Origin of the sequence: Nocardia sp. NPDC052254 (genome assembly GCF_040679495.1) — a bacterium.
Taxonomy (GTDB): Bacteria; Actinomycetota; Actinomycetes; order Mycobacteriales; family Mycobacteriaceae; genus Nocardia.
In genome coordinates, this window is sequence record NZ_JBFAUW010000003.1 from 608,904 (window position 1) to 621,553 (window position 12,650).

Consider the following 12,650-nt stretch of genomic DNA (forward strand, 5'->3'; position numbering starts at 1 on the left):
CCTATGCACTCCGTTCGACGATGAAATCCGCCAGGCGATGCAGTTCCCGGCGGTAGCGGGGATCGATGGCGGCACTGTCGAGTGCGCGCTGTGCGGCCCGCACCCGGCGGCCGGACTCGGCCCGTGCCCAGCGTCGTCCGCCCGCGGTCTCGACCATGTCCGCGGCGGCGCGCAGTTCGGATTCGGCGGGGTCTCCGCTCTGCGCCAGCCACTGTGCGAGCGCGCGACCGGCGGGGCGCCCGGATTCCAGGCTCCACGTCACCGGTAGCGACTTCTTGCGCGAGCGCAGATCCGAGAACACCGGTTTGCCGGTGACCTCCGGATCGCCCCAGATGCCGAGCAGATCGTCGACCAGCTGGAAGGCCAGCCCGATCTCGGAACCGTAGGTCTGCAGCGCGCTCACGGTGACCGGCGGCGCCTCGGCCAGGACGGCGCCGACCGCCACGCTCGCCGACAGCAGTGCCGCGGTCTTCCCGGCGGCCATGTCGACGCACTCGGCGAGGCGAACGTCGTTGCGGCGCTCGAAGTCCACATCGGCGGCCTGACCCCGGATCAGGTCCTGGGTGGCCCGGCCGACCAGCAGTGCGGCGGGAACGGCCTGCGGGGAACCCGATTCGAGCAGCACCTCGTGGGCCAGCGACAGCATCGCGTCCCCGGCCAGCACGGCCACCGCATCCCCCCACACCGCCCACACCGTGGGCCGATGGCGGCGGGTGGCGTCGCGGTCCATGAGATCGTCGTGCACGAGGGAGAAGTTGTGCACCAGTTCGACCGCCACGGCTCCGGGGACCGCGCGGCGTTCGTCGCCCCCGGCGGCGCGCGCGGCCAGCATGGCCAGCCGCGACCGGACCGATTTGCCGCTGTCCGCCGTCACGGTCCGGCCGTGCTCGTCGCACCAGCCGAGGTGATAGGCAACAACCGGCCGGATCGCGTGGTCGAGCCGTCCGACAGCGTCGAACAGCGCCGACCGGACGGCATCGCCGTCGGCATCGACCGTGGACAGGGTGGTTACCGTCATCTGATCACCTCCGATATCCGCGTGCGGGGTTGGGGTGTGTCTGCCTGCCTGCCGGTGCCGCTGCGGGGCGCGATGCCCGCCAGATGTGAAATGACCTCTGCCGCAGCGGATTCACCACTGCGGACAGCTCCTTCCATCGTGGCCGGCCAGCCGGTGTCGGTCCACGCCCCGGCCAGTACCAGACCGGGCAGCCCGGTCGCCGCGGGCGGGCGCAGCCGCGCGGTACCCGGTGCCGGGCGGAAGGTCGCATGGGGTTCGCGGGTGACGAAGAAGTCGACCACTCGCGCGTCGCGGGCGGTGGGAAACATGTGTTCGAGCGCGGGCAGGAAATCTCGGCGCAGGTCGGCGACCGGGCGATCGATGAATTCGTCCGCGGCGGAAACCGATACGGCCAGATACTGCGCGCCCCCGGGGACCGTGCCGCGCGAGTGCGGCGCCGCGGGGGCACCGCCGGTGCGCCCCACGGGCATCCCGGTGGCCAGTCCCGATGCGGCGGTCCGGTCGAACACCCACTGGACCACCGTGCCGATGCCGGCGTGCAGTGGTTCGCGCATCACCGGGCGGTCGTAGACGACGTGGATGTTGACGATCGGGGAACTCCCCAGCGCCTCGGCCCAATTCGCGGGCAGGTCGACCGCGTCGGCGGGCAGCAGCGACCGCGCCGCGGCCGCGGGCACCGCGGAGACGACGGCGTCGGCGATGAACTCGCTGCCCCCGGCACGCAGCGACCACCCCTCGGCCCCGTAGTGGATGGCCGTGACCTTCTCATGCGTCACCGTCACGCCGGCGGCGGTGAGCGCGGCGCGCGCGGCCTCACCGTGCAACTGCCGCAACGGAATCCGTGACCAGCCGATATCTGCCGCGTCGGACTCGGTGAGCAGGCCGATCCGGAAAACGGTGGCCGCCAGTGCCAGTGATACATCATCGGCGCGGGCGTTGAGGGTGGCGATTCCGACCAGATCCCAGAGACTGTCGATCGCGTCCTGATGCTGACCGTGTGCGCGCAGCCAGTCCCCGAAACACGCGGCGTCGGTGCGGGGATCGCCGGAGTCCACCGCCCGCAGGGCAAGAGCCGCCCGGACGAATCGCAGCCGCGCGCCGGGCGACAACCACGGATAGCGCAGCAGGGCCCGGCTCAAATGCAGCGGCGCCGGTAGCGGCAGCCGCCGCAGTCGTCCCGTGCGACCGCCACCGGACACCGGAATGTCGAGTCGCGATTGCACAAACACCGAATCTCGGACATCCAGCCGGTCCAGGAGTGCGAGATATCGCGCACAGCACCGCAGGAAGACGTGCTGCCCGTTGTCCACCCACAGTTCGCCCCGGGGAAACGAATGGGTCAGCCCGCCCAGCCAGGGCCGGGATTCGAACAGCCGCACGGAATATCCGGCGTCCGCGCAGCGCAGGGCCGCGGTGATCCCCGCGAGACCACCGCCCACCACGGCCACCGGTGTCGTCATCGGGAGCCCCGCCCCAGCGTCGCCATCGAGTACTGCAGCAGCGCACCGGAAGCCACGCGGGTCTTCTCCCGCCCGCTCAGCGACAGCCGGCGATCGTAGACGGCAACCGGATTCGCGTGGATGCGCGCATTGAGTCGTCGGTAGATACCGGCCATGGCCGCACAGCACGCGGCACTGCGGCCGTCCAGATGCGGAACCAGCCGCAGGCCGAGGCAGTACCAGTTCTCCGCGCGTTCGGTGGCCGCGCGGATCAGGGCCGCGAGCCCGCCGTCGGGATCGTCGAGTGCGCCGGTGGCATCGAGTTCGAGCCGGACGCCGTGGTGGCGCAGATCGTCGGTCGGCAGATACACCCGGCCGTTGATCAGATCCTCGCGGATGTCGCGCAGGATATTGGTCTGCTGCAGGGCGATTCCGAGCTGATCGGCATACACCGGCGCGGCTGGATCGCCACTCGAACCGAAGATGGACAGGCACAGCCGGCCGACCGCACCGGCCACGCATCGGCAGTAGTGGGTCAATTCGTCGAAGTCGGCGTAGGTGACACCGTCGACATCGGCTTGCACACCGTCGATCAGTTCACCGAAGGCGCCCATCGGGACCGGATACCGGCGGGCGGCGTCGATGACCGCGAACAGCACCGGGTCGTCGGTGCCCGCACCACCGGCGACCCGGTCCAATTCCTTGCGCAGCAGGGTCAATCCCTCCGTCTTGACGGCGAGTTCGCCCTGTTCGTCACCGATGTCGTCGATGCGCCGGGCCAGCGCGTACAGCGCACACAGCGCCGCGCGCTTCGGCGGGGGCAGCAGCCGGATGCCGTAGTAGAAGTTCTTGGCCTCGGTGCGGGTGATCTGCTCACAGGTCGTGTATGCCTGCTCGGTGGTGGGTGCGGCGGCGATGCTCACTGCGGCACCACCGTCGCTTTACCCAGCAGGGTGACCATCGAGGCCACGGTGTCGACGTGCCGGGGACGCACGGGCCGGCTCCAGACATCGCCCTCGGCGGTCCGCAACGCACGCGCGGTCGCGCAGCCGCCCGCGATGTATCCGGCCACGGCGATCCGCGCCCATCCGGTCAGCCGTGCCACCAGCGGTGGACCCGCGTCCAGCAGCGCCTCGCAGCGGTCGACCTGGGTCAGGATCACGGCACGGCAGGCCGGATCGCCCGGTCCACCGGTGGCCAGGCTCGCTTCGGCCACTCCGGCCTCGGTGAGGTCGAGTTGCGGTAGGTAGATACGGTCGGCCGCCAGGTCCTCGGCGACGTCTTGGCAGTGTTCGAGCACCTGCAGCGCCGAACACACCTGATCCGACAGCGCGACGTTCTCCGGCGTGGACTGATCGAATACCGCGAGGACCAAACGACCCACCGGATTCGCCGACAACCGGCAGTAGCCCAGCAGATCGTCGAAGGTGGCGTAGCGGCCGACCCGCTGATCGATCAGATTGGCCTCGACCAGCTCTTCGAATGCCACCTGTGGCAGATCGCAGGCCGTCACCGTCGGGGCGAGCATCTGCAGGATCGGATCGGCGGGTGCGTTGCCGTGCCACAACCCGGCCAGCTCCGCCCGCAGCGCCACCAGCTGCGACACACGATCGCCGGGGGCTTCGTCGCCGATTTGGTCGATTAGTCTGGTGGCGGCGTAGACCGCGTGCAGATGGCGGCGTGGTTCGCGCGGCAACCAGCGCAGCGCGACGGGGAAGTTCTCATCCTTTTCGCGGGCCCGCAGCCAGCGGGCCGGGGCTGTCGCTGCGTCCATGATTCGATGGTGAACGCTCCACCGGGCTCAAATCTTCAACCCGCGAAGTGATTCCGCTGGGTGTTTTTTGTATCGGGACGATAATCGAGCCGGAGAGGACTCGAATGAGCGAACCCCATGGTGAAATTCCGATAACACCGGAAGCGCTCGACCAGCTGTCGGAGGAACTCGACGCTAAGATGCCCGATCTGCTGGACGAGGTCCGGGACTTGCTGGCCGCCGAGTGGCCGGACTACGCGCGCTATCTCGATGAGCATCGCGCCGAGGTCGCCGAGGTCGGTGTGCTGTTCGTGCATCGGCTGCTGCACCTGGCCGAACACGGTCCGCATCATGCCGGTGGCGCGGGTGCGGACCTGGTGCCGCCGACACAACTGGTATTCGAGCAGGTGGGCCGCCAGCAATTGCAGGAGGGCCAGGAGCTGTCGGATCTGCTCGCCGCCTACCAGGTCGGGGCGCGGGTGGCCTGGCATCATGTCGCCGAAACCGCACTGAAACTCGATCTCGGCTCGGAAGTCCTGGCAATTCTCGCCGAGGCGGTCTTCGCATTCGTCGACGAATTCTCCACCGCCTCGGCACATGGTTATGTGTCCGAACAATCGGCTTCCAGCGCCGCCCGCGAACGACATCGTGAGGAATTGGCGGAATTGTTGCTGTCCGGGCGCTCGGACACCAACGCGGTGCGGCTGGCGGCCGAACGAGCGGGGTGGCAGGTACCGGGTGATGTGGCGGTGGTGCTGGCCGATCCGGAGGATGCGCGAGCCTGTGGCGTGGTCGAACATCTCGGGCATCAGTGCCTGCCGATTCGTCGCGACGACGCCACCGGTGCGATCGTGCCGCTGCCCGGCGGGCGGCCGGACCGGTTGATCTCGACATTGCGTGACTGTCATGTGGTGATCGGTCAGCCGCTCACCGTGGATCTGCTGCCGGCGGGGATGCGGATCGCGCGCACCGCCCTGCGGCTGCGGCGGACGGGAGTGTTGAGCGGCAGTCCGGTGATCGTGGCCGACGAACTCGACACCATCATCGCCAACCGCGACGAATGGCTGATGGAAACCCTGCGCCGTCAGGTACTGCACCCGGTGCTGGAACTTCCGGACAGCAAACGGGATCGGCTCGTGGAGACGTTGCGGAGCTGGCTGTGGCATATGGGCGATCGCCACGCGATGGCCGACGAACTGCACATCCACCTGCAGACCGTGCGCTATCGGATGGACCGGTTGCACGAGGTCTTCGGCGACAGACTCGACTCACCGCGCGAGCGCGCACGCATGTATCTCGCTCTGACCTGGGACGACCGTTAAGTGGGCGCCGGGGTCTCCGGAAGGGTGACGGTGAACCGCGCGCCGCCACCGTCGCGCTCGCCGACCTCGATCCGGCCGCCGTGTCGGGCGACGACATCGGCGACGATCGCCAGACCCAGTCCGGCGCCGCCGTCGTCGCGGCTGCGGGCATCGTCGAGACGAACGAAGCGCTGGAAGATACGGTCGCGATCGGCGGCGGCGACACCCGCGCCGTCGTCGCACACCTCGAGCACGGCGTCGCCGGCACCGTGTGCGACCCGGACCGAGACCGTGCCGGTCGCATGGCGCTGTGCGTTGTCGAGCAGATTGTTCAGTACCCGTCCGAGCTGAATTCGGCTGCCGGGCACCGTGATCACGGTGCGCGATTCCGGCAGTTCGAAGGTCGTGGGATGGCGGTCGCCGGTGCGGTGCGCGAATTCCTCGCGCACCAGCCGTACCAGATCGACCGAATCGCGGCGGGGCTGCTCGCCCGAATCGAGACGGGCCAGCATCAGCAGATCGGCCGCCAGATTTTCCAGCCGGATCGTGTCGTCGAGGACACCATCGATCTCGAGCAGTTCCGGATGTGCCTGGGCCACTTCCAATTGGGTGCGCAGGCTCGCGATCGGACTACGCAACTCGTGCGCGGCGTCGGCGATGAATCGGCGTTGTCGCGCGGCAGCGGATTCCAGTGCCGACAAGGTGACATTGGTGGTGGCGGCCAGCCGCGCGATCTCGTCGCGGGCGGCGGTCTCGGGCACCCGGCGCGACAGATCGCCGTCGACGATCTCGGCCAGTTCGGAGCGGATCGCCTCCACCGGGCGCAATGCGCGCCGCGTCACCAGCCAGGTCACCAGCGCCACCACGAGCAGCAGCGGCGCCAGCCCGAGCAGCATGGCATCGCGTACACCGGCGACCGCCTTGTCGGTGGTGGCCAGTGATGCCGCCGCGTAGACGGTGACCGGTTGTCCGCCCGGGGTCGTGACCGGTAGCGCCGCAACCCGGAATTCGTGGTCACCGGTGTCGGAGTCGGCCACCGGCAGCCGCATGTCGCGCAACGTGATCCGGTCGCCGATGGAGCCGGTGGCCGCCGGGATGCCCGGCGTACCGCCGGCTGGGGCGCGGGTGGCGGCTTCGTCCGGCCGATCGCCCGAGTCGTCGTCGATCTCGTCGTCCAGATCGTCGTCATCGTCGGTGTCGTCATCGTCGTCATCGTCGTCGTCACGGTCGTCGGACTCGTCACCGGATTCGGCACGGGCACTGTGGCTTTCACCCGCGGTGCTCGCGACCATGATGGGATACGGCGGCAGATCGTCGTCGGCCGCCAGTACGGTGCCGGTGGCCGAAACCACCTGAACCGGTTGGTGATCGGCATCGGGCAGGTTCAGGCGTCCGAAATCCACCCCGGCCGCGATGCGAGTGGCGACGGCACGCGCACCCGCTTCCGCCTGCAGACCCGCACTGTCGACCAGATTGTGCCGCAATACCGTCAGCAGGGCCGTCCCGGCTGCGATCAGGGCCGCCGCCACCACCAGAGTCGCCGCGACGGTGGTGCGCGAACGCACCGAATGCCACCAGCGCAACCGTGCCCGCCACCACGCGGGCAGCTCAGCCATGCGCGGCCACCAGCCGATATCCGGCACCTCGAACGGTGAGGATGGTGCGGCAGCCGAACGGTGTGTCGATCTTGCGGCGCAGTGCGCTGATGTACACCTCGACGATATTCGGGTCACCGGTGTACGCGAAGTCCCAGACGTGATCGAGGATTTCGGATTTCGACACAATCTGCCCGGCGTGCAGCGCGAGCTGCTCGAGCACCGCGAATTCCTTCGCGGTCAGCGTGATCGGCTCGTCGCCCCGCCGGCAGGCATGGGTGGCCGGGTCCACCAGCAGATCGCCCACCCGGACCACGGGCGCGCCGCCGCGGGTACGCCGGCGCAGCAGGGCCCGAATGCGTGCCAGCAGAACGACATAGGAGAACGGTTTGCACAGGTAGTCGTCCGCGCCGGTGTCGAGTCCCTCGGCCTCGTCGTATTCACCGTCCTTGGCGGTCAGCATCAGGACCGGGGTGTCGTCGCCCTCGGCGCGCAGCGTCGCGCAGATCCGATAGCCGTTGATGCCCGGCAGCATGATGTCGAGCAGGATCAGATCGTAGGCCGCGGTGCGTGCCAGGTGCAGTCCTTCGGTGCCGTCCAGTGCGACATCGGTCGCGAAGCCTTCGGCTGCGAGACCTTTGGCGAGAGTGTCGGCCAGCCGTTTCTCGTCCTCCACGATGAGCAGGCGCATGCGCTTCAGCTTCGCAGATTCTTCCTGAAGGGAATTTCAGGAAGCTTCAGCGTTGCTTCAGGTCGGTGCTGCGAAAGTGGCTTCGCCGTCGAAAAAGCCACTCGCACAGGAGGAACCACCATGACATCGATACTGCGCCGAGTTCGCGACGGACTGCGCTGGCTGCTCGTCGGCGCCGCTGCGTTCGCGGTCGTGGCGGCCGCGGGCCTGGGCCTGGGCATCGGCACCGGAGTGTTCGACGACTCCCGCCATCGGGTGGAGTTCTCTCCCTTCGGTTATGCCGCTGCCGCCGCACCCGCCGCCGCCCCCACGATCGATCGGAATCGAGCCGAGGACGTGGCCCGAGGTGCGGTCCCGGATGCCCGGGTACTGTCCGCGGAACTGGAGTCCGACGGCCCGAAACCGGTCTGGGAGGTGGATCTGCGCGCCGCGGACGGCCGTGAAGTGGAGGTGACCATCGACGCGGTGGATGCCGCGGTGCTCACCGTCGAACCCGACGACGACTGATCCCGATCGAAGCCGGCGCCGCCCGCTCAGCCGGTGAACGCGTGTGCCACCGCGTAACCCAGCAGGGCGGCGCCGAGCCCGGCCACCACGCTGATCATGACGTTCATCGCCGCATGGAACATGGCGCGCTGCTCGAGCAGCCGCACCGTCTCGTAGCCGAAGGTGCTGTAGGTGGTGAGCGCACCGCAGAAGCCGATGCCCAGCAGGGCGAGCAGCGAGGAACCGGCCGCCGCGCCGGTGAGTGCGCCCAGGATCAGGCAGCCCACGATGTTGACCGTCAGTGTCCCCCAAGGGAACAGACTGTCGTGACGTGCCTGCACGAAACGATCGGTGAGGTAGCGAGCGGGCGCCCCGATCATCGCGCCGAGCAGAACCAGAACGACAGTCATCGCGACTCCCGTCGAATCTGCTTGCGCAGGAACACCATCCGTGCGGCCGTAACGCCCGCCAGCACGGCCGCCAGTGCGCACACCAGGGTCGCGGCCAGGTAGACGAACGCCAGCCCCGCCGAGCCGGGCTCGAGCAGACCGCGGATCTCGACCGCATAGGTGGAGAAGGTGGTGAACCCACCCAGAAAACCCACGCCGACGAATGGGCGCACCAGCCGGTGCGCCGCCCACACCTCGGTGATCAGCACCATCAGCACGCCGATGGCCAGGCAACCGAGCACATTCTCGGTGAAGGTCCCCCAGGGAAACTGGCCGGGACGGGTGGGCAGCACGCGGGACAGGCCGTAGCGCGACAGACCGCCCAGCCCGCCGCCGACAGCGATCACGGCCAGTACGGCGCCGTGTTCGCGGATCAGCTCCCAGCGCTCAGCGGGCATGTGCAGGTCCACATCGGGATCGGTCGGCTCGGGATCGGCGGGCTTCGTCGCGGGGGCGGAGCGGGCCGGGGAACGACGCAACTCGGTCAAGGACAGACTCCTACTCGAACAGCACTCATCGAACAGATCTCGAGTAGGGACTGTTGGCGATCATCGGATCACGGTTGTTCCGGCCGACCGCCGGAGTGGCGAGCCCCACCACCACATCGGACAGGATAGCGGGTGCGCCCTGGAGCGCACCCGCACGGTATCCGGCGGCGTCATGCCCGCGGCGTGGCACTCCGCTCGGTATCGACGACCAGTGGCGCGAGTGCGGACGACCGCATTCGCGCGACCAGGACGGTCACCGGCCGGGCGAGCAGGAGGCTGACCGCGGTCGCCACCGGGACGGCCAGGATCGCGGAGGCCAGCACATCGTGTGGATAGTGCCCGCCCACGTAGACCCGGCTGAACGCCAGCACGACCGCGAACGCCGTCGTGATCCAGCCCAGGCGGCGGTTCAGCAGAAACAGCGCCGCGACGGTGGCCGCAGCCGTGGTGGTGTGCCCACTGGGGAACGAGTAGTCGCTCGCCACCGGGCATTCTTCGAGAATGTAGGCGGTGGGCACTCCCCGGCACGGCCGCGGTTCGGCGACGATCACCTTGACCACCTCGGCGACCAGGTAGGCCACCACCACACTGACCGGCGCCAGCAGCGCCAGCGCCATCGACCGATCGTCCCGGCGCCGGGCCGACCACCAGCCGATCACCATGAGCACCGCGAAGATACCCAGGCCCACATCCGTCCACCAGAGCATCGCATCGTTGAGCCAGCGGGTGTGCTCGGCGAAATCGGTGATGGTCGTGAACAGCGGGCGATCGAATCCGGGGCCGCCCGATGCGATCGGGGCCGGGGAGGGGGTCGTCAACGCATATCCGATCTGATCGGCCCGGCGGTGCCGGGGCAGAGTGGAAGGAAAGGTGCTGTGCTCATTTCTACCGTGTTCGCCGGATGTCCACCTGCCCGCCCATCGGAGTCGGCCGGGCGGACATCTCCATCGCCCGGATCCTGCCGTGCCGCCGGTGACCGGCCGAATGCCGGCGCCGCCCGCCGGAGCCGGATGACAGATTCGCGGGCGCGGTGCCATACGCTTGGGATATGACCGAATCCGCCCCCGCCACGCCGCGCATCGGCTACGTCCCGGGCGTCACCGTCGCCAAGTGGGCGCGGGTGTGGGCGGAGCGATTCCCCGGCACTCCGCTGGAACTGGTCGCCGTACCGCAGGCGCGGCAGCGGGAAGCGCTGGCCGAGGGGCAGATCGACATGTGTTTCGTACGGTTGCCGATCGTTCGGGACGGGCTGCACGCGATTCCGCTGTATCACGAGGTCGCGGTCGCGGTGGTGCCCAAGGACCATCCGGTCGCGTTGTTCGACGAGGTGAGTCTGGCCGATCTCGACGGTGAGCGCATGCAGGACGCATCGGATCTCGACGATGTCGCGGCCACTGTGGAACTGGTGGCGGCGGTCGGTGGTGCGGCCGTCGTCCCGCATTCACTGGCGCGGCTGCATCACCGCCGCGACCTGATCTACCGGCCCCTCACCGACGTCGATCCGACGCAGATCGCGCTGGCGTGGCCGATCGATCATCCGGGGGAGTTCGTCGAGGAGTTCATCGGCATCGTGCGCGGGCGTAGTGCCGGAAGTTCGCGCACCGCGGGCGAGCGTGATCGCCGGGGCCGCGACGAGACTCGTGGACGGACCGGAAGCGGTGCGGGACACGGTGATCGGCAGCGTTCGGGTGGTGGCGCGAAACAGGGTTCCGGGCGCCGGGACGGAAAGCCCCGCGCGGGCGGTACTCGCGGCCCACGCAAACGCCGCGGTCGCTGAGGTCGGTGACCTCAGCGACCGCGGCGTCGGTATGCGGTGCGGCGACCGGTCAGCGCGGCTTGCGCGAGATGATCGAATCGCGGATCAGGATGCCGGACAGAGCCACGGCGAATCCGATCAGGAAGATGTAGCCGGTCCAGCCGCTACCCGAGGAGGCGCCCTGCTGGTTCTCGAACAGCATGGCGAGCAGGATCACCACGACGACCCATCCGGCGACACGGAAGGTGCGCCGCGACTCACCACTCCAGCCCCAGGCCGCGGAGGGAACCTCGGCGGGATCGATCTTGGTGACGACGCCGGCGCTCTTGGCGGGTTCCAGTTCGGTGTCGGCCACGTTCGCTCCCATCATTTCCGTCTTCGCTGCGTCCCGCGTACATGTCGCACGGCGAGGTCCGCAGGTCGTGAAGGTGACTGTCGAGAATATGTTTGCATACGACCGGCCGTCGTAGCCAGTGGGGTGACGCCCGCGGCGATTCCGGAGTGGACAATGGGTAGGTGTCCGACATCGTGAAAGTTCTACTGCTCGGCAGCACCGGCTCCATCGGCACCCAGGCATTGGAGGTCATCGCCGCCAATCCGGATCGGTTCCAGGTGGTCGGACTGGCCGCCCGCGGCGGCAATACCGACCTGCTCGCCGAACAGATCCGTGCCACCGGGACCGACAACGTCGCCGTCGCCGATCCGGCCGCGGCCGCGAAACTCGGTGTGGCCCTTGCCGGTCCGGACGCGGCGACCGAGCTCGTCCGCCGCACCGATGCCGATGTGGTGCTCAATTCCCTCGTCGGAGCACTGGGCCTGCGGCCGACGCTGGCGACGCTCGAGTCCGGCCGGCGGCTGGCACTGGCCAACAAGGAGTCACTGGTCGCCGGTGGCAGCCTCGTCACCCGCGCCGCCGCACCCGGTCAGATCGTCCCGGTCGACTCCGAGCATTCGGCGATGGCGCAATGCCTGCGCGGCGGCCGTGCCGACGAGGTCGCCCGGCTGGTGCTCACCGCGTCGGGTGGCCCGTTCCGGGGCTGGAGCACCGAGGACCTCGACTCGGTGAACCCGGCCCAGGCCAAGGCCCACCCGACCTGGTCGATGGGCCTGATGAACACCCTCAACTCCGCGACTCTGGTCAACAAGGGCCTGGAGCTGATCGAGGCGCACATGCTGTTCGGTATCGATTACGACAAGATCGATGTCACCGTGCATCCGCAGTCGATCGTGCATTCGATGGCGACCTTCACCGACGGTTCGACCCTCGCCCAGGCCAGCCCGCCCGATATGAAACTGCCCATAGCCCTGGCGCTGGGCTGGCCCGACCGGGTCCCCGGCACCCTGGCCCCGCTGGACTTCGGCACCGCCTTCAACTGGGAGTTCGAACCCGTCGACAACGAGGTGTTTCCCGCCGTCGAACTGGCCCGCACGGCCGGTGCGGCCGGTGGCAGTGTGACCGCGGTCTACAACGCCGCCAACGAGATCGCGGTGCAGGCATTCCTCGACGGCGCGCTGCGTTTCCCCGATATCGTCCGCACCGTCGCGCGCGTCGTCGAGTCGGCCGACCGCTGGGCCGCCGAACCCAGTACCTTGGATGAGGTGCTCGCGGCGGACGCGTGGGCGCGACAGCGTGCGCGCACGCTCGTGAGCAACTGATTCAGGAGGGTTCCACAC

14 protein-coding genes are annotated in these 12,650 nt (G+C 68.8%); 4 read left to right on the forward strand and 10 right to left on the reverse strand.

Going from position 1 to position 12,650, the window contains the following annotated elements:
* Nucleotide 1 precedes the first annotated feature (1 nt).
* From AB0L57_RS11465 to hpnC, 4 genes are read right to left on the reverse strand one after another with little or no spacing between them, the layout of a single operon-like run.
* Nucleotides 2–1,018 carry a polyprenyl synthetase family protein gene (locus AB0L57_RS11465; protein ID WP_364960213.1) on the reverse strand — a complete coding sequence of 339 codons (1,017 nt, stop codon included), beginning with the start codon at nucleotides 1,016–1,018 and terminating at the stop codon, nucleotides 2–4.
* Complete coding sequence (gene hpnE, locus AB0L57_RS11470; protein WP_364960215.1) at nucleotides 1,015–2,478, reverse strand: hydroxysqualene dehydroxylase HpnE; 1,464 nt, start codon at nucleotides 2,476–2,478, stop codon at nucleotides 1,015–1,017. Before hpnE ends, AB0L57_RS11465 begins: the two co-directional genes overlap by 4 nt.
* Nucleotides 2,475–3,374 (reverse strand): presqualene diphosphate synthase HpnD, encoded by a 900-nt coding sequence (gene hpnD, locus AB0L57_RS11475; protein ID WP_364960588.1) that lies wholly within the window; start codon nucleotides 3,372–3,374, stop codon nucleotides 2,475–2,477. The genes hpnE and hpnD overlap by 4 nt, the downstream gene beginning before the upstream one ends.
* Before the next feature lie 2 nt (nucleotides 3,375–3,376).
* Complete coding sequence (gene hpnC, locus AB0L57_RS11480) at nucleotides 3,377–4,231, reverse strand: squalene synthase HpnC (RefSeq protein ID WP_364960218.1); 855 nt, start codon at nucleotides 4,229–4,231, stop codon at nucleotides 3,377–3,379.
* A gap of 104 nt (nucleotides 4,232–4,335) precedes the next feature.
* Between hpnC and AB0L57_RS11485 the strand changes: the two genes are divergently transcribed.
* Entirely contained in the window at nucleotides 4,336–5,532 is a 1,197-nt protein-coding gene (locus AB0L57_RS11485; RefSeq protein ID WP_364960222.1) for a helix-turn-helix domain-containing protein, read from the forward strand.
* On the opposite strand, the gene AB0L57_RS11490 is transcribed toward AB0L57_RS11485, so the two are convergent.
* Both AB0L57_RS11490 and AB0L57_RS11495 read right to left on the reverse strand, forming a co-directional pair.
* A complete protein-coding gene (locus AB0L57_RS11490; RefSeq protein ID WP_364960225.1) occupies nucleotides 5,529–7,127 on the reverse strand; it encodes a HAMP domain-containing sensor histidine kinase in 1,599 nt (532 codons plus the stop codon). The genes AB0L57_RS11485 and AB0L57_RS11490 overlap by 4 nt on opposite strands.
* The gene (locus AB0L57_RS11495) at nucleotides 7,120–7,797 is read right to left on the reverse strand and encodes a response regulator transcription factor (protein WP_364960227.1); all 678 of its coding nucleotides are present in this window, start codon (nucleotides 7,795–7,797) and stop codon (nucleotides 7,120–7,122) included. The genes AB0L57_RS11490 and AB0L57_RS11495 overlap by 8 nt, the downstream gene beginning before the upstream one ends.
* Nucleotides 7,798–7,917: 120 nt before the next feature.
* On the opposite strand from AB0L57_RS11495, the gene AB0L57_RS11500 reads away from it, so the two are divergent.
* A complete protein-coding gene (locus tag AB0L57_RS11500) occupies nucleotides 7,918–8,304 on the forward strand; it encodes a PepSY domain-containing protein (protein WP_364960230.1) in 387 nt (128 codons plus the stop codon).
* 26 nt (nucleotides 8,305–8,330) lie between these two features.
* Here AB0L57_RS11500 and crcB (AB0L57_RS11505) read toward each other — a convergent pair whose 3' ends face one another.
* The 3 genes from crcB (AB0L57_RS11505) to AB0L57_RS11515 form a co-directional block, all read right to left on the reverse strand.
* Nucleotides 8,331–8,693, reverse strand: coding sequence for a fluoride efflux transporter CrcB (gene crcB, locus AB0L57_RS11505; RefSeq protein WP_364960233.1), 363 nt, complete (start codon nucleotides 8,691–8,693; stop codon nucleotides 8,331–8,333).
* A complete protein-coding gene (crcB, locus tag AB0L57_RS11510) occupies nucleotides 8,690–9,220 on the reverse strand; it encodes a fluoride efflux transporter CrcB (protein ID WP_364960236.1) in 531 nt (176 codons plus the stop codon). Before crcB (AB0L57_RS11510) ends, crcB (AB0L57_RS11505) begins: the two co-directional genes overlap by 4 nt.
* Nucleotides 9,221–9,390: 170 nt before the next feature.
* Nucleotides 9,391–10,038 (reverse strand): phosphatase PAP2 family protein, encoded by a 648-nt coding sequence (locus AB0L57_RS11515; protein ID WP_364960240.1) that lies wholly within the window; start codon nucleotides 10,036–10,038, stop codon nucleotides 9,391–9,393.
* Nucleotides 10,039–10,268: 230 nt separating this feature from the next.
* On the opposite strand from AB0L57_RS11515, the gene AB0L57_RS11520 reads away from it, so the two are divergent.
* Nucleotides 10,269–10,997: a LysR substrate-binding domain-containing protein gene (locus tag AB0L57_RS11520; protein ID WP_364960243.1), complete on the forward strand. Its 729-nt coding sequence runs from the start codon at nucleotides 10,269–10,271 to the stop codon at nucleotides 10,995–10,997.
* Between the two features lie 49 nt (nucleotides 10,998–11,046).
* On the opposite strand, the gene AB0L57_RS11525 is transcribed toward AB0L57_RS11520, so the two are convergent.
* On the reverse strand, nucleotides 11,047–11,331 hold the full coding sequence (locus AB0L57_RS11525) for a DUF2631 domain-containing protein (protein WP_364960246.1): 285 nt from the start codon (nucleotides 11,329–11,331) through the stop codon (nucleotides 11,047–11,049).
* A 161-nt stretch (nucleotides 11,332–11,492) separates the two neighbouring features.
* Between AB0L57_RS11525 and dxr the strand changes: the two genes are divergently transcribed.
* Complete coding sequence (gene dxr, locus AB0L57_RS11530; protein ID WP_364960249.1) at nucleotides 11,493–12,632, forward strand: 1-deoxy-D-xylulose-5-phosphate reductoisomerase; 1,140 nt, start codon at nucleotides 11,493–11,495, stop codon at nucleotides 12,630–12,632.
* Nucleotides 12,633–12,650: the final 18 nt, after the last annotated feature.